The 23985-nt window shown below is 64.9% G+C and carries 18 protein-coding genes; 7 read left to right on the forward strand and 11 right to left on the reverse strand.

The genetic code is table 11. From position 1 onward, the window contains the following. Window positions 1-132 precede the first annotated feature (132 nt). Complete coding sequence (locus tag ACW178_RS03840; RefSeq protein WP_492024881.1) at window positions 133-1647, reverse strand: hypothetical protein; 1515 nt, start codon at window positions 1645-1647, stop codon at window positions 133-135. Window positions 1648-2017: 370 nt separating this feature from the next. Here ACW178_RS03840 and ACW178_RS03845 point away from each other — a divergent pair, with 370 nt between their 5' ends. After that, window positions 2018-2704, forward strand: coding sequence for a sulfotransferase family protein (locus ACW178_RS03845; protein ID WP_492024882.1), 687 nt, complete (start codon window positions 2018-2020; stop codon window positions 2702-2704). Window positions 2705-2708: 4 nt separating this feature from the next. On the opposite strand, the gene ACW178_RS03850 is transcribed toward ACW178_RS03845, so the two are convergent. The 5 genes from ACW178_RS03850 to ACW178_RS03870 all read right to left on the reverse strand — a co-directional run bounded on the left by ACW178_RS03850 (window position 2709) and on the right by ACW178_RS03870 (window position 13719). After that, the gene (locus ACW178_RS03850) at window positions 2709-3752 is read right to left on the reverse strand and encodes a GSCFA domain-containing protein (RefSeq protein ID WP_287104941.1); all 1044 of its coding nucleotides are present in this window, start codon (window positions 3750-3752) and stop codon (window positions 2709-2711) included. Continuing rightward, window positions 3749-4543 (reverse strand): WcbI family polysaccharide biosynthesis putative acetyltransferase, encoded by a 795-nt coding sequence (locus ACW178_RS03855; RefSeq protein ID WP_492024883.1) that lies wholly within the window; start codon window positions 4541-4543, stop codon window positions 3749-3751. The genes ACW178_RS03850 and ACW178_RS03855 overlap by 4 nt, the downstream gene beginning before the upstream one ends. Before the next feature lie 312 nt (window positions 4544-4855). Next, complete coding sequence (locus ACW178_RS03860; protein ID WP_492024884.1) at window positions 4856-10045, reverse strand: glycosyltransferase; 5190 nt, start codon at window positions 10043-10045, stop codon at window positions 4856-4858. Beyond that, window positions 10042-11049: a hypothetical protein gene (locus ACW178_RS03865; RefSeq protein ID WP_492024885.1), complete on the reverse strand. Its 1008-nt coding sequence runs from the start codon at window positions 11047-11049 to the stop codon at window positions 10042-10044. The genes ACW178_RS03860 and ACW178_RS03865 overlap by 4 nt, the downstream gene beginning before the upstream one ends. A gap of 162 nt (window positions 11050-11211) precedes the next feature. Continuing rightward, entirely contained in the window at window positions 11212-13719 is a 2508-nt protein-coding gene (locus ACW178_RS03870; RefSeq protein WP_492024886.1) for a glycosyltransferase, read from the reverse strand. Between the two features lie 125 nt (window positions 13720-13844). Here ACW178_RS03870 and ACW178_RS03875 point away from each other — a divergent pair, with 125 nt between their 5' ends. The 6 genes from ACW178_RS03875 (at window position 13845) to ACW178_RS03900 (ending at window position 19956) form a co-directional block, all read left to right on the forward strand. Further along, a complete protein-coding gene (locus ACW178_RS03875; protein WP_287104564.1) occupies window positions 13845-14657 on the forward strand; it encodes a sulfotransferase family protein in 813 nt (270 codons plus the stop codon). 51 nt (window positions 14658-14708) lie between these two features. Continuing rightward, complete coding sequence (gene argB / locus ACW178_RS03880; RefSeq protein WP_333896744.1) at window positions 14709-15638, forward strand: acetylglutamate kinase; 930 nt, start codon at window positions 14709-14711, stop codon at window positions 15636-15638. Next, the gene (locus tag ACW178_RS03885; protein WP_152949390.1) at window positions 15635-16294 is read left to right on the forward strand and encodes a pyrimidine 5'-nucleotidase; all 660 of its coding nucleotides are present in this window, start codon (window positions 15635-15637) and stop codon (window positions 16292-16294) included. Before argB ends, ACW178_RS03885 begins: the two co-directional genes overlap by 4 nt. Next, the gene (dapD, locus tag ACW178_RS03890; RefSeq protein ID WP_183217473.1) at window positions 16291-17160 is read left to right on the forward strand and encodes a 2,3,4,5-tetrahydropyridine-2,6-dicarboxylate N-succinyltransferase; all 870 of its coding nucleotides are present in this window, start codon (window positions 16291-16293) and stop codon (window positions 17158-17160) included. Before ACW178_RS03885 ends, dapD begins: the two co-directional genes overlap by 4 nt. Window positions 17161-17257: 97 nt before the next feature. Beyond that, on the forward strand, window positions 17258-18730 hold the full coding sequence (rfaE1, locus tag ACW178_RS03895; RefSeq protein WP_492024887.1) for a D-glycero-beta-D-manno-heptose-7-phosphate kinase: 1473 nt from the start codon (window positions 17258-17260) through the stop codon (window positions 18728-18730). A 2-nt stretch (window positions 18731-18732) separates the two neighbouring features. Then, a complete protein-coding gene (locus ACW178_RS03900; protein WP_492024888.1) occupies window positions 18733-19956 on the forward strand; it encodes an AGE family epimerase/isomerase in 1224 nt (407 codons plus the stop codon). Here the strand turns inward: ACW178_RS03900 and ACW178_RS03905 are convergent. The 5 genes from ACW178_RS03905 to ACW178_RS03925 all read right to left on the reverse strand — a co-directional run bounded on the left by ACW178_RS03905 (window position 19925) and on the right by ACW178_RS03925 (window position 23946). Then, a complete protein-coding gene (locus ACW178_RS03905; RefSeq protein WP_152949394.1) occupies window positions 19925-20425 on the reverse strand; it encodes a YciE/YciF ferroxidase family protein in 501 nt (166 codons plus the stop codon). The two genes, ACW178_RS03900 and ACW178_RS03905, sit on opposite strands and share 32 nt — an antisense overlap. 90 nt (window positions 20426-20515) lie before the next feature. Continuing rightward, complete coding sequence (gene thrS / locus ACW178_RS03910; RefSeq protein ID WP_287105160.1) at window positions 20516-22450, reverse strand: threonine--tRNA ligase; 1935 nt, start codon at window positions 22448-22450, stop codon at window positions 20516-20518. Further along, window positions 22447-22695 carry a membrane protein insertion efficiency factor YidD gene (yidD, locus tag ACW178_RS03915; protein WP_054764596.1) on the reverse strand — a complete coding sequence of 83 codons (249 nt, stop codon included), beginning with the start codon at window positions 22693-22695 and terminating at the stop codon, window positions 22447-22449. Before yidD ends, thrS begins: the two co-directional genes overlap by 4 nt. Window positions 22696-22774: 79 nt before the next feature. After that, window positions 22775-23230: an iron-sulfur cluster assembly scaffold protein gene (locus ACW178_RS03920; protein ID WP_152949396.1), complete on the reverse strand. Its 456-nt coding sequence runs from the start codon at window positions 23228-23230 to the stop codon at window positions 22775-22777. Window positions 23231-23280: 50 nt separating this feature from the next. Then, the gene (locus tag ACW178_RS03925; protein ID WP_152949397.1) at window positions 23281-23946 is read right to left on the reverse strand and encodes an HAD-IA family hydrolase; all 666 of its coding nucleotides are present in this window, start codon (window positions 23944-23946) and stop codon (window positions 23281-23283) included. Window positions 23947-23985: the final 39 nt, after the last annotated feature.

The following is a 23985-nucleotide window of genomic DNA, read 5'->3' on the forward strand; positions in this document are numbered from 1 at the left end:
CGGGCGAGACGGCGACGCACAGCGGCGTCAGCGGCCGTGATAGCCGGTTTTCCGCGCGCGATCACGACCTATCGCGCAAAAGAAAAGGGAGGGCCGAAGCCCTCCCTTCCCAGTTCAGGTGTGAACCTGGACTTACTTGGTGCCGAGCGTGCCCAGCGACTGCTCGAAGGTAGCGCCCGAGACGTTGCGAACGCGGACCTTGCCCGAGATGACGGTGCCGTCGCCTTGGATGGTGATCTGCAGGTCGCCGTTCTGAGCGTTGGTGCCGAAGGCAGCAGCCATCGTCGCACCGGTGACTTCCAGCACTTGGCCGGCGGCCAGGCTTTGAGCCAGCGTGATACGGGCGGTGGTCGGGGCCAGCGAACCGTTGTTAGCGCGCAACGTCGCGAAGACCGGTCCAGTCGCAGCCGTGCCGTTGTTGGCGAGGCGGAGCGTGGCCGAGTTGTTCGCGTTGTTCAGCGTAAACCACGGAGCCGTGAAGTTGGTGCCTTCCAGCGACACCGAGCCAGCGTTGATCGGGCCGAAAGCGGAAGCCGGAGCAACGTAGTTCGAAGCAACAGTCGGAGCGAAGCTGACCGTGTACGATGCAGAGTTCAGCGCGATTGCGTCGGTGGGCTGAGCAAGGCGCAGAGTCAGGCCGCCGGACTCGATCGCGGTTGCGTCACCGAGCGTGAACTCAGCCTTGGTATCCGAACGCGTGCCGGCGACCAAAGTGCCAACCGAGCCGGAGCTGTCACGAAGCGAAGGAGTGAGCTTGTCCAGTTGAGCGCCAGCAGTACCGGTAACGGTCAGGGTGCCGCCGGTGATCATGTTGCCAACGGATGCCACAGCAGGCGTATTGCCCAAGCTGGAATAGATTGCGCCCTGAGCATAGCCGGCGGTGTCAGCAGGCTTGATCACGATATTCGTGGCCAGATCAGCAGACGACGCCAGGGTCGTGCCCGAGGCCGGCTTGAAGCCCTTGTAGTCCGGCAGCCCTGCCGTGGTGTTGGCAGCCGCACCGGCAGTAGCCGACAGCGGCGAAGCGGCGAGCAGCGGCTTGAACTGCACGATCGTCTTCGCATCGGTGGAGTCAACAAGGATACGGACGCCGTTCGAGACGAGGTTCACACTCGCAGCAACCTTGAAGTCTGCTTCGCTGGTGACCGACAGGCCGGTGTTGAGCGTGAAGCTCGAAATGGTGCTGCCGGTCGAAGCGGCACCCGTTACCGTGACCAGAGCGGCGACGGTGCCGTCGCTACGCAGACCCAACTGGGTGTACGAAACGTTGGTCGAACTACCCGTGGTCGAAATACCCGTGCCCTGAACCGAGATCGACGGAGCCACAGAGTTGTAGTTGATGAACTTGCCACCGGTCGGGGTGAAAACCACCTCATAGGTGTTAGCAACGCCCGCGTCCACCGAAGCAGCCGTCGCGAGCTGATTAACGATCGACGCGCCCGTCGTGCCCGTCGTGACGGCCGCATCGCTGGCAGGGCCGGTCACTTCGGTCGCGATAGTGAACGGCGCGAAGGCCGAAGCCGTGCCCGTGGTGTCCAGCGCGACGCCCGAGATCGTCGAGGCTTTAGAGATGGTGCCAGCGTTAGCGGCGCCGGCGAAGGCCAGGGCCGCAACGGCGCCGGCGGCGAGAAGAAGCTTCTTAGTCATCAGAATATGGTCCCCAAGGAAAACCGGTTGTGTGGACGGAGCCAACGTTGAACGCCTGTCGGTCACAGTTCACGCGCAAATGTGGCATGGCTGCGTCCACGGCAAAACGCTTGTAGCGCAGCCTAGGAAATCGCGTCAACCGCAAATCATTGTTAGAATCACGGGTCGCTGACAGACATAAAACTGTTGTATTTTCGCGCCCTAGGAGAAGCGGGTCAGCCTCGCGAAGGCAAGCGTCCCCAAGCCCTATAAGGCGACTATAAAGCAAAGTTTAAGGTAGAGCTTGTTCAAGATCACGCCATTATTGGGCCGGAATAAGGCGGGTTGAGCGAAGCTTCAGAGTTGCCGATCCTTTGCTCTGCGGGCGGCTTTGCTGTTGGAGATTGCATCCCCGGCGGGTGGGCGGTCATATGGCCCCATGAAACAATCTCCCCTCATCTCCGTCCATTTGCCGAAGTCAGGCGGCACCTCGATACGGGGCAGTTTGGAACGGCAATTCGGGTCGCGCGCCCTGTTCGATTATGGGCGAGGGCCGTTGGGACCGCATCGGGATGCGGTGGAGCCGGGGCTGCCTGAGGGGATCGACCTGGTTCACGGCCATTTCCGCCCAGGGCGGTACGAAGCGGTCCAGCCGGCGTTCCGGTTCACCTTTCTGCGTGAGCCGGTCGATCTGCTTCTGTCCTTCTATTTTTTCTGGCGAACCCTGCCCTACGAAGGACAGGCGTTGCACCGGCGTTTTCTCGACGAACAGCCGACGCTGGAGGCCTTCGCGACATGGGACCCCATTCGACGGTTAAGTTCGGACACGTTTTTCGGCGGCTACGACATGGGCCGTTTCGACTTCATCGGGTTTCATGAAACGCGCGCTGAAGACATGCTGCGGCTGAATGTGCTGGCGGGCTTGGAACTGGAGCCGGAACGGCGTGACAATGTGACGCAGGCCGGCAATGAGGAGCGGGCGGCCGTTCGCGCCGACGCGCGCCGGATGGCCACGCTGGCTGACCTGCTGATCGACGACGTGCGGTTCTACGACGCCCAGCGCGCCCGGCGCGCCTGACCCCCTAGGCCGTCGCCGCGATCGCCTCCTCGTCGCAGACCACGTCGGTGGTGCGGGCGACGCCGTCCGCCAGGGCGTCGGCGTCCTGGCGGACGCCGCCCTCGGTGTAGTTGCGCAGGAAGCAGCGCATGGCGTGGGCGACGCCGAGATTGTTCACCTCGCGGAAGTCGTCCTCGTAATACAGGCCGCCGGCGTAGCTGCCGGTGATGATCTCATAGGAGGGGAAATAGTCGACCCAGTCGTGGCGGCGCATGACCTGTTCGGCGGCGACGCGCAGCACGGACTTGCTGTAGGTGGTCGAGACCAGGACGTGGCGTTTCTCGTAGGTGGCGATCAGCGGCACCGGAGAGACCGTCAGCAGCACCCGCACGCCGGGATTGACCGACTTCAGATCGGCCAGGAAGGCTTCCAGATCGCCCTCCACCGCCGCCAGGTCGAAGTTGACGAAGGCGTGTTCGGCCGGGTCGAAGGCGCCGCCGACCACGCCCGGCGCGAGCGGGAAGACCGACTGGTCCACGGTCGAGCGCCAGGCTTCCGTCAGGCCCAGGGTGAAGATGAACACGTCGCAGTCGACGAACATCCGGCGCACGGCGTCCAGATGTTCGCGGCGGGCGGCGGCGACCGCCTCGGGCGTGGCGTGGCCCTCCGGCTCGATCTGGGGGCGGAAGGCGTCGACGAAACGGCCGTCCGGGCGCGGAAAGGCGAGGTCATGGGGGCGGCGCCGGCCGAAGGCCTCGTCGAACAGCTGGCGCAGCTGGGCCGTGGTATAGAGATTGCCGTAGCGGGCGGAGAAGACGCCGAAGTTGCGCCGCGTCCGCTCTTCGAGGGGCAGATCGGTTCCGTCTTCCGTGATGAAATAATGGAAGCCGGCCTGAACCAGACGCTTGGCGATGTGCTGGGCGAAACAACTGCCCGCCGTGGCGACCCGGTCGGTCGGGGCGATGCGAAACTTGGGCGCCACGACCGGGTCCAGGCGATGGTGTTCGACTCCCGAGACGCCGCGCCGCCAGAACTGATGATCCGGCAGGCCCTTGTAGGGATTGGTCATGCAACGGCCTCGAGGACTCGGCGGAAGGCGGCAAGCGAACCGGGGTCCGGCTGGATATCGGGATGCTGATCATAGACGTGGTAGCTCTCGGCGATCATCTGCTCCAGGCCGATGTGACGATAGTCGTCGAACCTCTTGAACCTATAGCCGCCCGGCACCCCCAGCGCCTCGCCGATCTCTGGATAGACCGCAAATCCGACGCCGTTCGCCAGATTGTCGGGCGGCGCCAGATCCGAGCCACCCCGATCCTCCTCGCCGACGGACCGAAGAATGACGCGGGCGATGTCCTGAAGGCAGATCATCTTGGGGTGGTCGATCGTATGCATGAAGGCTGAAGTTCGGCCCCACCGTCGCACGCCCGCGCTGATGTCCAGACCATAGGCGGCGTAGTCGGCCACCAGACGGTCGCGTTGAGGCGCCCATTGATCCATATAGCCCATCTTCTCAAACATCGCCCCGGTGAAAAGGCGACGAGCGTCGTCCACGCCCATGCCCGCCTTGTGGGCGGCCATCACGATCATGGAATGATAGGCGTCCAGCGGTCCTTTGACTGGCTTGCCGCGGCTGAGCGCATAGATGCAATCTGGATGGAAGGCGGTGAAGACCACGCGCGGGATGCGGGTGAGGTTGGGCGCTCCGGAAAGGTCGATTCCGGCCTGCTCGATGTCGGGCGACACAAACACGCGAGAGTAGCCGCCGGTCAGGGCTTCCTGGCAGGTGCGCTGAGGATCGCGCACCGCCGCCCAATGGCCCATGGGCGTGATCCGGAAATCCGGGTTCACCATCTGCATGGCTCTGGCGAGGCCGATGGCCTGACAGTTGGAAATCAGGAGCCACCGATTCTTGGCAGGCAGATCGACGAGCTTTGGGCCGGCCTCCGCCGAAGTGGCCGACTTCGTCGAGCCGCCGCGCCTTCCGCGAAAGGCCTTCACCCGTTTTGCTATGACCCTGAAGGGCCTGAGGGCGGCGGTCATCTGAGCGGTTTCGCGTTTAGAACGCGGATCGACAATCCCATACACTGTTCTCTTCTTTAGGTTGTGCGCGAAACGTCCGAACTCCGCAGCTTCGAAACCTATCGCGCATAAGGCGGGGCAGACGTTCGCCTAGACCGTTCGGTCTCGCGCATTCTGGCGTGCTTCCCGCCGTCTGCCGTAAGCCAAGGCTTTGATCATGCCCTCGAGATTCGCCGCCATTCGACCCCAGTCGTGGATCTTCAGCCAGTTCAGCATTCTTTGCTGTAGTTGGATCCGGCGATCGGTCGAGCTAAGCAAGTCGGCGATCGCCTCAGCAAGCTTATCGGGCGCATTGGTCGGAACTGAGGCGACGGCGTCGCCCAGATCCGAAAATATCTTCACCGGAGTGGTCAAGGTCGGAACCTGGCTGCTCATCGCGACACGCACGGCTCCGCTGACGGAATCGCCAGTTTCATCATAGGGCAGGACCAGCAGATCGCATTCTGCCAAAAGCCTCTGAATCTCCTCGACCGGTAGAAACGCAGTATCCCAATCGATCGACCCGCTCATCCCGGTTTCCTGCGCGACCGCCTTGGCTGCGGAGATAGCGTTGCTTGAGATGGGATTGGGGAACTCGGCGTTTACAAGCCGCAGTCTCAGCCCAGGCCAGCGCGACTTGAGCTTGGCCGCAGCTCGGACAAGGTTGTCGATCCGCTTGTGGTCGAAGAAGAAGCCGTGGCATCCGATCACCGGCGCGGCGTCCTCAGCAAGGGTTCGCACCATGGGGGCCGGACCGCTGGGTCGAAGGGCGCCGTGCGGGAACAGGGCCACGTTTTCGATCAGCCCCAGCCGCTTCAGGTCGTTTAGATCGCCGACCGTATGAACCAGAACACGGTCGAAACGGCCGAGCGCCTCTATGATCTGCGCGCGATCGGCGTCGTCTAAAGCTTCAAGGCTGCGCACCGTGTGCAGAGTCACGACCGAGACGCGAGTCATCATCCGTGCGTCATTGGCCAGTCGGGCGAGGCCGTCCCAGAAGATCAACCCGTCCTGGTGTTGAATCACCACCGCTTCGGGGTTTGCTCGGTCAATATCCTCCAGCAGACGTTCCGATGAATAATCCCAGCCCATGCCCCAGCCGAGGCGGTGTGCGACCAGATCGGGTTCGGCCTTGGTTCGGTCGTCCGCCACAACCTCGATGACCTCGCGCCACTCGGGCGAAGCCTGCTCGATCAGGAACCGGGAGTATTCTGCAATGCCGCAGCGAATTGCCCATGTCGACACCCAACTGGTGCGCACCGGCGTGCGCTCAATCGGCCCGGTGAGAGAAAGGGCGAAGTCAGAGACGGTCTGGCTCCAGCGTTTGGGATCTGCGGCCCGTCGCGCGCTGGCCATGGCGCGCTGGCGGCGAGCTTCGATCAAAGACTGCTGCTGGGGCTGGGTCTGCTCGACCAACGCCTCTACGAGATCGCTCACGGAGGGGTCGGCCCAGTAGGAAACGGTGTCTCGAACATGGCTGGCCGACAGGGCGAACTCATAGTCAAGCAGGCGGGCTTCAGCCGGGCCGCAGAAGTCGCGATGGCCGCCATGACCTGTGACGATCAGCGGCAGGCCCGCCGCCATGGCCTCCAAGGCCGGCAGATTGTAGCCTTCGCCCCGGGTCGGCAGCACCATGACGTCCGCATCGCGGAAAAGATTGACAAGTTCATCGCGCTCCATGTCGCGATTGACGATCTCGATCGGCGCCATGTTCGGATAGAGGCGCGAAAGGTTCCAGACCTGCTCATGCACGGTGTTGTGCGGGTTTGGGAAGGTCTTGATGATCAGCTTGACCTCGTCCCGCGCAGTGAAAGCCTGGGCCCAAGCCTTCAAAAGCACGTCGACGCCTTTCCGAGGGAAACACGACGAGACATGAAGAAATGTCCTGGCGGCTCCCTTGCGCGTGCAGACGCCTTCATAGGCCGAAACATCTGCGGGCAGGCCGGTCAGGACGGAGGGTATCCATACCCCTGAATCCACCAGAGCTTTCTGAACCGTGCGGACTTGCGCCAGCGCGCCATCGAAATCCCGGTTCAAGACGGCGGTCATCGCCAGCGGCAAATGACTTTCCTCCCAAGCCACCAGGGCCAGGCCCAATTCCCCTCGATCCTGCGGCGGCAGGATGGGGTAATGTTGGCTGATCGTTGCGTGGACTCTGGATCGCCGGGCCGGCGCGAGCAGGGTCTGAATCAGCGTACGATCCTCGTCGGGAACCTGCGTCAGGTCGCTCACTGGGACGGTCTCAAAGGGCTTGAAGTCAACCCGCCCCGGATATGCCTGGTCCAGGACTCTCGCGATGCGGCGGTTGACCATCGCCAAGCTGTAGGAGCCCCAGACATGGCCTTGTACGGTAAAGGACGTGTCGAGACGGCTGTCCGCCTTTGGGGTGGGCTTGGCCAGCGCCTCGGCCAGGGCCGCGACGGCCGGCCGTCCCGAAGAGCCGACGCCCGCCAGGAGAGATGAAGACTCAAGTCGAATGCAGACGATCTCGCCTATCATTTCCGCCGATGCGGCGCGTGGGGCTCGAGGGGTGGACGGGGCTTCCCAGGCGGCGAGTTCCAGTGCGGCGCCTGCGATCTTGAGAGCGAGATCCGGCCGGTCAAAGACTAGATCTGCGACCTGGACATGGACGCGGCGAACGCCCGCTGTGACAAGCGCGGGGAGCGGCGCGACGCCGTCCAGTAAATCGATGGTCAGCAGGATATCTTCTGAGCGGAAGGCCAGGGCCTCGTCGTGAAACGCAGATAGGCCCAGGACGGCGCCCATGAAGCCGCCTGCTGCATAATAGGACTCGCCGTCAGTCGCGACGAATTGGACTTCACGATCAGACGACAAGATTGCCCGCAGGAAGCGGCGGGTCCCGCCTGACATTCCGGAAGTGGTTTCGCGAAGCGCGGCGGTGACGTCGAGGAGCAAGCGGCCCGGCTTGCTCCATTCTGCGTTTCGGGCCAAGGCCAACCCTATGTCCAGCATATGCTGGGTTTCGGGGCGGCGGTCCCCCGCAAGAGCCGGAATCCGGTCGAGCACTCCGGCGGACGCCGCAATCGGGCGCGGCCCATTCTCCAACATCGCGCCGATGTCCGCCAGGAACCCTGCGTCCTCGCTAGGCGGCCAGCCCGCGCCGAATTGAGGCGGGCGCGGCTGTCCCTGGCCCGTCAACGCGAAGTCTGCGAGGGTGCCGTCCTCGGCTATAACGGCCAATTGGAAGGCTCGCGCATCATCCAGAAGGCGGCGTCGGATAGAGGCGGGAAGCCCTTCATCCACCAGCAGAGCTGTCGCGGCGCCAAGCGCTTCGAGGTAGGGGCCGAAGAAGCCGTTCGGCATTCTGTAGACCCGCCCCGGAAGCGCCCCTTCCTGCAACCGGCTGTGAGCGGGAACCAGAAGCAGCCAGACGCCGTCCGTCGCGGCCTGACGATTGTGGCGGAAGGCTTGAAGAACGCGCTCAGCCTCTTCGTCTCCTGCGCAGAACGCCAGCCAGAGGTCTGCCTCGGTCGGAATGCCTCGCGCCCGGCGGAAGTTCGCTTCCGTTTCGGGCCCGAGCCGTGCGACGCGAGGGGTGACGGTCGCGACTCCTGCGGCTCCGGCCAGGGCGGAATCCGCTTCAACCGCCAAGCCGTGGGACAGGGCGGCGGCGGCGGCGCCTCTCTTCCAATTTGTGGCTCCGTTGGTCTGGGCCTCCAGGACGGCGCGGAAACCACCCGCCGCACGCAGGTCGGCGATTCGGCTTTCTGACATCGTCCGGCTATCAGTCGGCGTTATGGGCTCATAGAGAATCAGAGCGCCGGGCCGCGCGGCCATCGCGGGCAGGGCCAGATCCACGCGACTGCTGTCGAGAATGTAGAGCGCGCGATCGAAACCGCCGCCATGGATGATGAAGTCGTGGAGCGAGCGGCGCTCGAGCGGTATTGTCACGTCCAGTCCCAGATCCCCATCGATCTGAAAGAGGGTGACGTCGTAGGCGCTGCTGAGACGGCGGACATAGTCTCTGGCCACTTGGCTTTCCCGACTGTGCGGTATGCCGCTTGTGGTCACGACCGCGAGCTTGACCGGCGGGCGCGACGGCGGCGCTGAAACTGCGGGTTCGGACCGTGTCGCCGCACCTTCGAACACTTGCAAGATCGCTTTGGCGGACTGATCCCAGGAAAAGGTTGCGGCCCGAAGCGGACCATAGGCGCGTAGCTCTTCTCTCAAGGCGGGATCGCGGAGCACGCGGGCGATCGCCCGAGCGATGTCGCCTGGATCAGTAGGGTCAAACAGAACGTCGTCGCGGCCCATGACTTCCGGCACGCTCGTGGCCGAGGACGCTAAGACGGCGGCGCCGCAGGCCATGGCCTCTAGCGGAGGCAGACCGAAGCCTTCGCTGAAGGGCGGAAAGACCATGATTTCGCAGAAGCGATAGAGATCGATCAGGTCTTCGTCAGAGACAAAGCCCGGCAGGACCACATCGGTCTTCGCCAGGCCTTCCGCTGCGGCGATCGCGGCGATTTCTCCGCGATCATGCTCGCTCATCTTGCCCGCGATGACCAGTTGCACATCCCCGCGAAGGTCGCGCGGAACGCTGGCGAAGCCGGCGATGAGGCCAGCTATGTTCTTTCGCGCCTCAAACGGGCTCGTATTGATGATGAATCGACCGCTCAGACGGAACTTGCGGCGCAAAGCCTGTTTACGATCTTCTGACACTGCGCCAGGGCAAAACTCATCCTCCACTCCCAGAGGCATGACGAAAATTTTGTCGGGCGAGACGCCCAAACGGTCGATCACGTCCTGTTTGGAAAACTCGGATACGGAAAACAGGAAGTCGCAACGTCGCAAGGCGTTGATTTTGCGCGCGTAGGCGCGCTTGTTTCCCTCGCCTCCCAGGTATGATTCCGGATCGGTCAGAGGAATCAGATCATGAACGGTCGCCGCGCGAAGATAAGGGGCGGGCTCGATTGAGGTGACCGCGTCATCCCAGAAGCCCTCAAACAGGCTCGGGGTGAAATAGGCGTCGGGCCTGAATTCAGCGATGAAGTCGGCCCAGACGATTTCGGCCGCTCTAGAGCGCCACGAAAGGTCCATCTTGGCGCTTGCCACCCGCTCGGGGATGCTGCCCACCACGATGTCCTCGGGGTTCAACAACCCCGCGAAGGCTTGCCGGACCGGCGTCACTCGGTCGGGAAATCTGTCCGACAGGAGTATACGGAAGCTATGTCGGTCGCGGCCGTTACGAACCAAGGCTCGCGCCATGGACAGGGCGTAGCGCCCAATACCTCGGCCATGGCTGCCGTTCTGGCAAGCCTGGAGATCGATCGCAATTCTCACAGAGACGCTCCCACGGCGCGAGCGATGTCGCCGGCGATGGCGACGGCTAGAACATCGACGGCTTTCGAATCCGGGCGCTTAGGCCGAGTGTGGTGCTCATTCGATCTGTCTCGACAGGCGTTCGTTTCAGCGCCCCGGCCAACCTTCAAGATCGCCGAAATGTCCCCGCTCGCGAGCCGCTCGGTCCAGTCTGCGCCCTCGCTCTCAGACAGGCCGCACTCCTGCACGGCTACGCCGGCTTCCTGATGACCCGGATGAAGCTTTTGGGTCAGCAGAAAAGCGGGCGCAGCGTCGTTGAGACTGCGCGCGAGTTTTAGGCCGTGAGCGAGTTGAAGGTAGCTTTCTGCGTCCCTCGGAGCCAAGGCGACGCCTCTCCAATAGGCCGTTTCCGCCTCTCGCGGCCGCCCAAGTGCTTTCAGGATATGGCCGAGCCGGATCTGGGCCGAGGCGCTATGGGGATTGTGCTTAAGCAGCACGGCCTGGGCGGCGAGGGCTGCGGGCCAATCACCTGATTGGCGCAGGACTTTCGCCCGCCTGGCCGCTCTTCGCGCCAGTAGTTTCGCCACAGGCCCGGGGCGGGCGGGACGCGGCGGGGGTGATCCATAAAAGGCGGAGACAGCGAGGGGGACGAAAACATCCTCATCGACCCCAAGCCGTTTCAGATCCGTTTTCAGGACTTCATTGTCAGGCGCCAGGGCCAGCGCCCGGGCGAAGGCCTGGATCGCTTGAGTTTCCTTCTGATGCCTCAGGAGAAAAAGACCGTTTTGGCGATGAATATTGGGGTCCAGTGGGAAGTTGACGGCGTTCTCGCGATGAAGCTGCTCGGCCTCTTCTTTGCGGCCCATCGTCTCCACGGCCTTGGCGTGGCGTACGCCGTCTGATGGTCGTGCGGCCCCGGTCCGGCGTAAAGAAGCGTGGAACTTGGACGCCACATCCCAGCGATGCGCCTTGACGGCTCTCTTGGCGAACTGCCTCAGGATATAGGCTCGCAAAGGGTCGTTCATATCAAAGCGCATAGTTTGCGCGACCTCATAAATCTCGCATTTCCTTTTAGGGAGGGGCTGTTTCGAAGTCCAGCAAGCCTTAGAGCGGTAAAGCTGTATGGGCTTAGCCGTTCCATCGATAGTGTGGCGTTGCTCAACCTTGAGAAGAGGCGCGCTGGCGGTTCATATCGGTCTCAATCGAGCGAAATGGCGCGCCCTTCTATCGAAACGAGGATTGTACCAAGGGTCGGGACACGCCTTGTCTCTCCATCGGGTCCAGATTCGGTCCGCTGCGTCACCCGCGATGCGGACATCTTCCGCCTTGTCCAGAGTTCGTGTCCGCGATTCCAGATGGTGAAGCGTGGCGAACGGTGAATACAGCACTTTTAAGCCCAGATTCGACGCCTTGAAGCAAAGATCGACATCATTGGCCTCGACTTGAAATCTCGCCGCGTCGAATCCGCCGATCTGGCGGAACACATCTCGTCGAACCGCCATACAGGCGCCTGTGACAGCTATGGTCCTGTGGACGAGCGCATTTCGCCCCAGATAGCCGGGGTCGGACCCGAGGTCGCCCAATCCGTCATGGGCCAAAAAGCGGTGGCGTTCATCAAGCCCCAAGAAGCCTGCGTGTTGGACGGCGCCGTCACCATAGACCAGGCGGCATCCGACCACGCCGACGTCGTCTCGCATGGCCAAGGACGTCAGTTCGTCCAGCCACTCCGGACTGATCACCAGGGTGTCGTTGTTGAGAAAGATCAGGACGTCGTCATGCGACCCATGGGCGGCTAGGTTGTTCATCAGCGCCCAGTTGAAGGGGCCGGAATAGCCGCCCACCTCCACCGCCTCATACTTGGCGATCTCCTCCAGATAGGCCCGGCAACCGGCTTCTGTGCTTTCATGATCGATAATGTGGATCCGTCCCCGCGTCCTGTTGTGCGGCAAGGCGGAGAGAAGGCTGTCAACGCAGGGTCGAAGCAGATCGATCCGATCCCGAGTGGGCACGATGATCAGCGCGCTCGGGTCGGAAGCCATGCGCCATCTGATTCTGCAGGCGCCGTCGACGACGGCGCCCAATACGTCGCTATGGGGTTCCACCGTGGCGGCGGCGCCGAGACGGTCAGCCACGATCCGCCCCCAGACCTCTGCCTCCTGGTCGAACGCGGGGAGGGCGTGAGTGTAGAGAACCTCGGCCGCGTGATCGATCGCCGCGCCGTCACAGGCGAGGTCCAGGACGGCGGATTGCGCTAGAAGTCCCGAGGTCGCCCCGCCGGTTTCAGCCACCGATGCGGCCGGCCAATGCGCCCGCGAAAACGCCAAGAACGATCCGAGATAGGGCGTCTGCAGCAGGAGGTCGTAGTCGAAGGCGGGTTTAAGCCGCGGTTGGTCGTGGCCCCTGTTTCGCCAGTCTCGCAAGTCGTCTTGCACAAAGATGTCGTCGTCGCAGTAAACGGCCGCAGGCGGCGTTTCGCCCTCGAAGCGCGCGGCCATGCACCGTAAGGCGTCGGGGTGCGCCGTGCCTGAAGCTTCCATAAGCTGGATGACCCTGACGTCCGCCGGGATCGCGACCGCCCCTCGCCAGGATGGTTCCGTATCGACGACGCGATAGTCGATCTTGATGGGCCTAAGCCAACGGGCCCGCGCAAGGAGGTCTTGGAGAAACGCAAGATCGCGTTGAAGGACGCCGATCACCACCGAAAAGTCGGCATGGGTCTGTTCCACCAAGCTCCAGACAGCGTCTTCGAGCGCGGGCTGCGGACTGCCGACCGTGTTCAGCAGGACCAGCATCGGCACGTCGCATCTGACCTGCGGCGCGAGCGAGGCGGGCCTAATCCAGGCGTCGTAATAGTCGTTGTAGCGTTCGATCGCGAAACTTGCACTTTGCAAAGCGTTGGGCAGCCGCTCCGCCAAGTGCTCGACCGCCTTTCTCAGACCGTCGATCTCCAGCCTCAGCGCTCCAAACACGTCGGGAGCCGGCGAGGTCAGATCGGCGATGACGTCGGTCAAGATGAGCCTGGACTTGGCCTCCCGGACCATGATGCGAGTTCGGCCCGTCAAAGATCGCGGCAGTTCGAACTGAAAGCCTTCGTATCCTCTGGAGTTAAGCCGCGCCGACGCATCATGTCGGTAAAGCCCCGTCGTCGTGCGCCCGAGGAAGCGTCCATCCGCCCAAACCTCCAGATCGAGGGGCGCGTTGGGGGTCGTTGTCGAACGGGCCCACCCCGTCAAGGTGTGGCTGGTCGGTACGTCCGAGAGCGCCTGAAGTCGACTGGCTGCAGTTAAAAGGTCGTGGCTCGATCGGGCGCCGGCTTCATCCAGCGCCTCCAGTTCCCGCTTGAAATCGGCCTCGGAAAGCAAGACGGCGTAAGCTTGCAGATAGCTGATGGCGGCATTCAGCTTCTTTCTCGCACGTACGCCCAGTTGGAGTCGCCGCCCCGCCCATTCCAGCGCTTCCGGCGGAGGGGACTCCAAACTGGTCAGCGGTACGTGCCCGGTCTTGAGTGGCGCGATATTTGCGGTACGAAACTCATGGCTTCTCAGGATATTGCTGACCAGATCGACCACCTTTTGGGGTGGATCAGAGCGCCATGTGACGAGATCCTCGTGGTCGCGGCGCAAAAGCAGCCGATAGGCCTGAATGACGTCGCTTTCGGTTGCGATGTCTTCTGAAAGGGGCTGCCCTTGGCTCACGGCGGAATCCTGTTGTTCTCACGAGGGTTTGGGCTAGGCTAAGCCGTTGAATCCCGCAACCCCGCGTCCCCCTTGCTCGACGGATGTTTCTTGGCCAGAAGTCCGCGACTAGGAGACTTCGCACCATGAAAAAGGCCTATGTCGTTCTCGGCATGCATCGCAGCGGCACATCCTCGGTGGCCGGGGTGCTCGCGCTTCTGGGCGCTGCAGCGCCGAAAAGCCTCATGGGGCCCGCAGCGGACAATCCGAAGGGGTTTTGGGAAAGCTATGCGGTCAGCGAGCTGAACGATCGGATATTGGCGACGGGTGACTCCAACTGGGCCGACTGGCGCGCCTTTCCGCAAGAACTGTCGGACCCATTCAGGGGAGACGGCGTCCGGCTGCTGCGATCTGAGTTCGACGGCGCCGATGTGATTGTCCTGAAAGATCCGCGAGCGTGCCGACTTTATCCTTTTTGGCGGGAAGTTCTCAGCGAGGCAGGCTATTCTCCCGCCGTCCTCTGTCCAATCCGACATCCCGCCGAAGTTCAGGCGTCACTAACCTACCGTAATGGCATGGCGTCGGAGGACGGCGTCAGGCTTTGGCTGCGCCACGTTCTGGACGCCGAACGCTTCAGCCGGGATCAGCCGCGGCTCTTCATGCTCTGGTCAGACTTCCTGACCGACTGGCGTGCCGAACTTGGCCGCATGAGCGGCTTTGGGTCGTTAGATTTGCTGCTGAATGACGACCAAATCGCGGGGCGTATTTCCGAATTTCTGTCACAGGATCTTCATCATCATCGGCACGACGATGTCGGATCGGACTCCCTGGACGGGCGGGTGTTCAAAGTGCTGAGCGATCTCGCGCGTCGAGGCGAAACGTCCCAGTTGGTGGGAAAGTTAGAAGGTCTGCGCGATGAGTTCGAGGCCGCTTGCCGTGCGACGGAGCCGCGTCGATAAGGCAAGGATTGGCGTGACTCCCCGCCCGTCCCCCGCTATCTCGCGCCGGTGATGAACGAAACCGAGCGCCAATCCGAGGAACGCAGCTGGGAAACGGCGAAGACGCTCGCCGAGGCCCTGCCGTATATTCAGGTGTATGACCGCGAGACCGTGGTCATCAAATACGGCGGCCACGCCATGGGCGAGAGCGCCGTGGCGCGTCAGTTCGCGGCAGACGTGGTGCTGCTGAAGCTGATGGGGGTGAACCCGGTCGTGGTGCACGGCGGCGGGCCGCAGATCAGCGCCATGCTGGACAAGGCGGGCGTCAAGTCGGCCTTTGTCGATGGTCTTCGCGTCACCGATCCGGCGACGATGGAGGTCGCCGAAATGGTCCTGTCCGGGGCGGTCAATAAGGAGATCGCCCACTGGATCACCATGGCGGGCAAGGAGGCGGACGTGCGCGGCGTCGGCCTGTCGGGCAAGGACGCCGGCCTGCTGACGGTCGAGAAGACCCGCCGGACCAAGCGCGATCCCGACAGTATGATCGAGCATGAGGTCGATCTGGGCTTCGTCGGGGAACCGACCAAGGTGGACCCCAAGCTGATCAAGGGGCTGATCGCCTCGGAGACCGAGGACTGGGTTCCGGTCATCGCCCCCATCGGGGTGGCCGAGGACGGCCAGACCTACAACGTCAACGCCGATACGGTGGCGGGCGCCGTGGCCGGTTCGCTGAACGCCAAGCGGATGCTGCTGCTGACCGACGTGCCGGGGGTCAAGGGGGCGGACGGCGAGATCATTCGCCAGATGACCCTGGAGGAGGCGCAAGGCCTGATCGACACCGGCGTGGCCTCGGGCGGCATGATCCCCAAGCTGGAGACGGCCATGGCGGCCGTGCGGGCCGGGGTGGAAGCCGTGGTGATTCTGGACGGCCGCCGGCCCCATGCGATGCTGGTGGAGCTGTTCACCGAATTCGGCGCCGGCACCCTGGTGAAGGCGTCTTGATCGACCTGTCGCACGTCAACGCCTGGGTGTTCGACATGGACGACACCCTGTATCCACGCGAACAGGGGCTGATGTCCCTGGTTCAGGCGCGGATCAACGCCTATGTGGTCGAGGCCGTCGGCCTGGCGCCCCAGGAGGCGCGGCTGTTGCAGCGCCAGTTCCTGGACGAGCACGGCACCACCCTGGCCGGGCTGATGGCCAACTACACCATCGATCCCGAGGACTTTCTGAGGGTGGTGCATGAGGTGCCCCTGGACGGGGTGGAGCGAAATCCCCGTCTGGCCGAGCGGCTGAAGATTCTGCCCGGGCGCCGGTTCGTCTTCACCAATGGGGCCAGGGACTACGCCCACCGCGTTCTGGACCGGATCGGGATCGCCGACTGTTTCGACGGGGTCTTCGCCATCGAGGACGGCGATCTGACGCCCAAGCCGGCCCCGTCGGCCTTTCGTCGCATGATCGAGCGGTTCGACTTCGAGCCGCGCTGCGCCGCCTTCTTCGAGGACACGCCTAGGAATTTGGAGCCGGCCAAGGCCCTGGGGATGGCGACCGTCCTGATCGGCGACGGCCATGGAAAGCCCCTGGGCGATCATATCGACCATATCGCCCCCGATCTTCTCGACTTTCTCAACGCCCTGACCTTCAAGGACGCCGCATGACCGACCTGTCGCATCTCGAATCCGTCGTCGAGGCCGCCTGGGACAACCGGGCCGAGGTGTCGCCCGCCACAGGAGGCGAGGTCCGGGACGCGGTCGAGACCGCGCTCAACCTGCTCGATTCCGGCCAGGCCCGTGTGGCGTCGCGGGGGGCGGACGGCGCCTGGACCACGCACCAGTGGCTGAAGAAGGCGGTGCTGCTGTCCTTCCGCCTGAACGACAACCAGATCATGCGGGCCGGCCACGCCTCCACCATCCCTCTGTCGGCCGATCATCCGGCCGCCCTCGGCCCGTTCTGGGACAAGGTTGCGAACAAGTTCGGCGACTGGAGCGCGGGCGACTATCAGGCGGCCGGCTTCCGCTCGGTTCCCGGCGCCGTCGTCCGGCGGGGCGCGCACATCGCCAGGAACGTCGTCCTGATGCCGTCCTTCGTGAACATCGGCGCCTTCGTTGACGAGGGGTCGATGGTCGACGCCTGGGCCACGGTCGGCTCCTGCGCCCAGATCGGCAAGAACGTGCACCTGTCGGGCGGCGCCGGCATCGGCGGGGTGCTGGAGCCGCTCCAGGCCAATCCGACAATCATCGAGGACGGCTGCTTCATCGGCGCCCGAGCCGAGGTGGCCGAGGGCGTGATCGTGCGCGAAGGCGCGGTGCTGGCCATGGGGGTCTATCTGTCCGCCTCGACCAAGATCGTCGATCGGGCGACCGGTCAGGTCTTCCGGGGCGAGGTGCCCGCCTATTCGGTGGTGGTGCCCGGCGCCCTGCCGGACGCCGACGGCGGGCCTTCGCTCTATTGCGCCGTCATCGTCAAACGGGTGGACGCCCAGACCCGCGCCAAGACCGGCGTCAATGAGCTGCTGCGCGACTGATCGTCCGCCGCCCGCCCTGGCTTTGACGCCGCGGCGTCCGAGGGCGCACACTGCGTCGCGCCCGCCGTTCTGACCCCGCCTTCCGTTGAGACCTGCAATGACCGATCGGACTTCGCCGCTGGACCGTTTCACCAGTTTCGAGGGCGTGACGGTTGTGGTGATCGGCGACGTGATGCTCGACGCCTATCTCCAGGGCCACGTCAGCCGCATCTCGCCCGAGGCGCCGGTGCCGGTGGTGAAACATGCGCGGGACCGGTTCACGGCCGGCGGCGCGGCCAATGTGGCCTTGAACGCCGTGGCGCTCGGCGCTTCGGCGCGTTTGATCGGGGTGGTGGGCGATGACCAGGCCGCCGATCAGCTGCGCGCGATCGCCGAACAGGCGGGCGTCTCCTGCCGGCTGCTGGGACTGAAGGGCGGAGAGACCACGACCAAGACCCGGGTCCTGGCGGGCGCCCACCAGGTGGTCCGGATCGACCGCGAAGGCTCAAACGCCCTGTCGGCCGAGGATGAGGCCGCCCTGATCGCCCTGTTCGAACAGGCGCTGGATCAGGCGGATGCGGTGATCGTGTCCGACTACGCCAAGGGGTGTCTGACCGATGCGGTTCTGGCGGCGGTGTTCGATCGGGCGCGCGAGGTCGGGGTTCCCGTCTTCGTCGATCCCAAACGTCCCGATTTTTCCGCCTATCGCGGCGCGGCCTACATCAAGCCGAACCGGTCGGAGCTGGCGGCCGCGACCGGCCGGCGCTGCGACGACGACGCGGCCGTGGGCGCGGCGGCGCGACAGGTGGTGGACCAGACGGGCGCCAATCTGTTGGTGACCCGCTCCGAACAGGGCATGGCTTTTTATGGCGTGGACGGGGAGGCGGTCCTGCTGGAAACGGAGGCGGCGGAGGTGTTCGACGTCTCGGGCGCCGGCGACACCGTCATGGCCGCCTTCGCCCTGGGCGTGGCTTCGGGCCTGCCGGTCGTGCGGGCGATGCGCCTGGCCAATACGGCGGCCAGCATCGTGGTGTCCAAGGCCGGGACGGCGGTGGTGTCCGCCGCGGAGCTGCGCACCGTGCTGAATCACCAGGATCAGCGCGACGACCATCGCGACGGACTGATCCTGTCGCGCGCAGACGCCCGGGCCGTCCGCGGCGCCTGGCGGGATCAGGGGCTTTCGGTCGGCTTCACCAACGGCTGTTTCGACCTGCTGCATCCTGGCCATGTGGCCCTGCTGCGTGAGGCCGCGAGCCATTGCGACCGGCTGATCGTCGGGCTGAACAGCGACGCCTCGGTGCGGCGGTTGAAGGGCGAGACTCGGCCGATCCAAAGCGAGGGGGCGCGCGCCGAGGTGATGGCCGCCATCCGACATGTGGACGCGGTGGTCCTGTTCGAAGAGGACACCCCCTATGAACTCATCGCCGCCCTGGAGCCCGACGTCCTGGTCAAGGGCGCGGACTATCAGGAGCATCAGATCGTCGGCGCCGATCTGATCAGGGCCAAGGGCGGGATCATCATCCGGGTCGAGCTGAGGGCCGGCCATTCCACCACCGGCCTGGTGGACCGCAGCCGTACGCCTTCGGCCTAGATATGAGCCCCGATCCCAGCACCGAGCTGAAGGCCGCGTCGCGCCAGGCGACGGCCTGGCTTTATGAGACGGCCCTGCCGCTGTGGCTGGAACACGGCGTCGATCGTCGGCGCGGGGGCTTCTATGAGGCCCTGTCTCACCACGACCTCAGCCCGGTCCACGACTATAAGCGGCTGCGGGTGTTGAGCCGCCAGATCTATGTCTTTTCCCAGGGGGCGCAGCGCGGCGTCTCGGACGCCGGCGCGGCGGTTGAGCAGGGTCTGGATTTTTTGCTGAACCGCGCCCGCCATCCGGACGGCGGCTTCATCAGTCGACTGGACTTGGACGGGGAGGGCCTGGATCAGACGCGCGATCTGTACGACCTGGCCTTTGTCCTCTTCGCCCTGGCCCATGCCTATAGGCTGACGAGGGACGGTCGGTTGAAGGCGGAGGCCCTGGCGCTCTTAGACTTCATCCAAACGTCCATGCGCCATCCAGCAGGCGGCTATGTCGAGGCCCTGCCGCCGCGCGCCCCGCGTCGGCAGAATCCGCATATGCATCTGCTGGAGGCGGCCCTGGCCTGTGTCGAACATATGCCGGACCCTGCCTTCTCCGCCCTGGCGGCGGAACTGGTCGGCCTGTGTCGGCGACGGTTCATGGACGGGGCGCGGGGGCTTCTGTTTGAGTATTTTCAGGACGATCTGACGGCCCCGCTGCGGCCGAAAGGGCGGGCCGTGGTCGAGCCGGGTCATCAGATGGAATGGGCCTGGCTGTTGCGGGAGGCGCAGCGGCTGGGCATGGACACGAGCGCAGGCGCCGACGGCGAGGCCGAGCGGCTGGGGCGTTTCGCCCTTGCGCACGGCCTGGACCCGGCGTCGGGCCTGTTGCGGGGCGAGGTGTTCGAGGACGGCGCGATCGCCGTCGCGGGCGTCCGGCTTTGGCCGCACGGTGAATGGCTGAAGGCGGCTCTGCGCGTCCCGGCCTTGGCGCCGAGCTGGCCTGGCGCCTGGGCCGCGCTGAGCCTGTTCCTGAACACCCCGACGCCCGGTCTCTGGTTCGAACAATGGGATCCGGGGGCGGGCGGCTTTTTGGACACGCCGGTCCCGGCCAGTTCGCTCTATCACATCGCCACGGCCGTGGCCGAGCTGGAGCGGGCCCCTTATGAGGAAGGGCGGGAGGGGGCGGAGTCCCGCCTCCCGCCTCGCTTTAAGAGTCTCAGGCGGCGCTCTTCATCGCGTCCTTGTTGACGGCGGCGTCGGCGATGCCGGTCAGGTCTTCGTCGGTCTGGGATTCCTCCTGCAGGGTCTCGTCCAGCAGGGCGACGGCGTCCTTCAGGCCCAGGACGTTGGCCCAGCGCTTCAGTGTGCCGTAGCGGGTGATCTCATAGTGTTCCACCGCCTGGGCGGCGGCCAAGAGGCCGGCGTCGAGGGCCGGGTTGTCCTTGTATTCTTCCATGATCTCATCGCCCTCGGCCAGTATGCCTTCGATGGCGTCGCAGGTCTTGCCGCGCGGGGCCTTGCCGATGATTTCGAACACCTGCTGCAGGCGTTCGATCTGGCCTTCGGTCTGGTCCTTGTGCTTTTCGAAGGCCGCCTTCAGCTCGGGCGACTGGGCGGCGCGGGCCATCTTGGGCAGGGACTTCAGGATTTTGCGCTCGGCGTAATAGATGTCGCGAAGCGTGTCGTGGAACAGGGTGTCGAGGGTCTTCTCGGCCATGGGTCGTCTTTCGCAATGATGATGGGGCGCGGGGGCGCACCCCATCACAAGCGATCAGGCCGGCTTATGTTCCTGTGTCGGAATCCGGGCTTAGGCGGCTGTCGCCCGCTTCAGATCCGGCGGCGTGGCCTCTTCTGTCAGAAGGCGAATGGCCTCCTCCACCGTCACTACCGTCTGCTCCTGTGAGCCCAGGCGGCGGATGGCGACCTTGCCTTCTTCGGCCTCCTTGCGGCCGACGACGGCGATGACCGGCACCTTGCCGACCGAGTGTTCGCGGACCTTGTAGCCGACCTTCTCGTTGCGCAGGTCGATCTCGGTGCGCAGGCCCGCCGCCTTGAAGCGGTCCATGACCTCGCGGGCGTAGTCGTCGGCGTCCGAGGTGATGGTGGCGACCACAGCCTGGACCGGCGCCAGCCACAGGGGGAAGGCGCCGGCGTAGTTCTCGATCATGATGCCGATGAACCGCTCGAACGATCCCAGGATCGCCCGGTGCAGCATGACCGGCCGGTGCTTCTGGCCGTCCTCGGCGATATAGGTCGCATCCAGGCGTTCCGGCAGGACATAGTCCAGCTGGATCGTGCCGCAGGTCCATTCGCGGCCGATGGCGTCCTTGACGATGAAGTCCAGCTTGGGCGCGTAGAAGGCGCCGTCGCCAGGGGTGACGACCGGCTCGGAGCCGGCGGCGCGGGCGGCCTCCAGCATCTGGGCCTCGGCCTTGTCCCAGAATTCGTCGGTGCCGGCGCGCTGCTCGGGCCGCGTGCCCAGGCTGATGTAGGCCGTCTCCATGCCCAGATCCGCATGGACGCTGCGGCACAGTTTGATGAACTCGGCCGTCTCCTCGACGATCTGGTCCTCGCGGCAGAAGATGTGGGCGTCGTCCTGGGTAAAGCCGCGCACCCGCATCAGGCCGTGCAGCGAGCCCGATGGCTCATAGCGGTGGCAGGCGCCGAACTCGGCCATGCGCAGCGGCAGTTCGCGGTACGAGCGCTGGCCCTGGTCGAAGATCTGGACGTGGCCAGGGCAGTTCATCGGCTTCAGGCTGAGGGTCTCGCCCTCGACCGTTTCGCAGACGAACATATTGGGCCGGTACTTGTCCCAGTGGCCTGAGGCCTCCCAGAACTTGCGGTCCAGAACCTGAGGGGTCTTGACCTCGACATAGCCGGCGGCGTCCAGGCGGCGGCGCATATAGGCCTCGAGCACCCGCCACAGGATCCAGCCCTTGGGATGCCAGAAGACCATGCCCCGGCCCTCTTCCTGCATGTGGAAGAGCTCCATGGCCTTACCGACCTTGCGGTGGTCGCGCTTTTCGGCCTCTTCGAGCCGTTGCAGATAGGCGTCCAGGTCCTCCTTGGTCGCCCAGGCGGTGCCGTAAATGCGCTGAAGCTGTTCGCGCTTGGAATCGCCGCGCCAGTAGGCGCCGGCCAGCTTGGTCAGTTTGAAGGCCTTGCCGACGTGGCGCGTCGAGGGAAAGTGCGGGCCCCGGCACAGGTCGATCCAGTCGCCCTGCTTGTACAGGGTGATGGTCTCGTTCTCGGGCAGGTCCTTGATCAGCTCGGCCTTGAACTTCTCGCCCCGCGCCTCGAAGAAGACGATGGCCTCGTCGCGGTCCCAGACCTCGCGCTCGAACTTGGCGTCGCGATCGACGATCCGGGCCATCTCCTTCTCGATGGCGGCGAAGTCGTCGGTCGAGAAGGGCTCTTCGCGGTAGAAGTCATAATAGAAGCCGTCCTCGATGGCCGGGCCGATGGTGACCTGGGTGCCGGGGAACAGGGTCTGGACCGCCTCGGCCAGGACGTGGGCCGTGTCGTGGCGGATGGTGTAGAGGGCCTCGGGATCGTCGCGCATGATCAGGCGGAAGTCGCCGCCCGTCTCCAGCACCCGGCCCATGTCGCGCTGCTCGCCGTTCAGCTCGGCCAGCACGGCCTTCTTGGCCAGGGACGGCGAGATCGAAGTCGCCACGTCCCGCGCCGTCGAACCGGCCGGATACTGACGCACCGCGCCGTCGGGGAATTTCAGATCGATCATGACTGTTCTTTTTCGTCGGTCTTCAGGGGCGGGACCGGGTCATAACCCGAACCGCCGAAGGGATGGCATTTACAGAGGCGACGCACGGTGAGCCATCCCCCCTTGAGCGGCCCGTGCCGGATCAGGGCGTCGCGCCCATAGTCCGAACAGGTCGGCAGGAACCGGCACTGCTGGCCGATCAGGGGAGACAGCGTCAACTTGTAGCCTCGATGGGCCGCGCGGACGCCGCGTTCATAGAGAGACATTTGTCCCTTCGCCGGGGGCTGGATGGGTTCGCCGCGCTTATCCCCTGTCACAGCAGGGGGATCAACCGGTCAGAGCCCGTCAGGCCGCGCCGGCGAGACGAGTTCGCCCCGCCAGGGCCTGATCGACCGCCTCAAGCGTCGCCTCGATCGCCACCAGGGTCGAGGCGTGACGGGCGGGATAGTCGGCGACCTGTTTCAGCACACGAAGTCCTTCGAAACGACCGTCGGGGCCTTCGCCGCCGGACTTCAGCATGGCGGTCATGGCGTCGCGGGCCTCCCTGATCTCATCCGCCGAGGCGCCGAGGACGGACTGGCCCAGGACGCCGGCGGCCGCCTGGCCCAGGGCGCAGGCTTTCACGTCCTGGGCGAAGTCCATGACCCGCCCCTGGTGGTCCAGGCTCACATCGACGATCGCCCGCGAGCCGCACAATTTGGCGACCCGCTCGCCGGTCCCTTCCGGCGACGCCAGCCGACCGGCATGGGGCAGGTTGGCCGCCAGGGTCAGGATGCGCGCGCTGTAGAGGTCGTCGATCATGGCCGGAAGATAGGGGGCTGAAGGGGCGAGTGGAAGGCGTGAAACGTCCGCTAGACGCTCAGCGTCAGACCGCCGTCCGCCTCGACCACCAGGGTCGCGGTTCCATAGTCGGACAGCTGCGGGTGGTCCGTCGCCAGAGGGTGGGTCCAGGCGGCGGTCACCACCAGAAGGTCCGCCCCGGCCGCCTCGCCGGCCGCGATGCCGGCCGGGGCGTCCTCGAACACCAGACAGTCGGCGACGTCCACGCCCAGCCTCTGCGCCGCCAGCCGATAGCCGGCGGGATCGGGCTTGCCGCGTTCCACGTCCTCGGCCGTGATCAGGACGGCGGGCGGTTCGACCCCTGCGGCCTTCAGCCGGGCCTGGGCCAGGGGCGCCGTAGCCGAGGTGACGACGGCCCAGCGGTCGGGCGGCAGGCGTTTGACGAAGTCGATCGCGCCGGGAATGGGGGCGACGCCCTCGACATCCTCGATCTCGCCCCGTTCGACCCAGGCGACCTCGGCCGCCAGATCGACGCCCGGCAGGTTCTGGCGGCGGATGGTGTCGGCGGTGCGCACCCCGTGGATGGTGGGGATGAAGGCGACCGGGTCGATCCCGTGCCGTTCGGCCCAGCGGGTCCAGACACGCTCGGCCGCAGCGGTGGAGGTGATCAGGGTGCCGTCCATGTCGAACAGGAAGGCGCGATAGGCGCGGGGGGCGGACCCGGGGGAGACGGTCATGTCCCTATCCAGCACGGCGCCGGCCGGGCGGCAAGCCGA

Source organism: Brevundimonas sp. AVps4 (assembly GCF_058681525.1).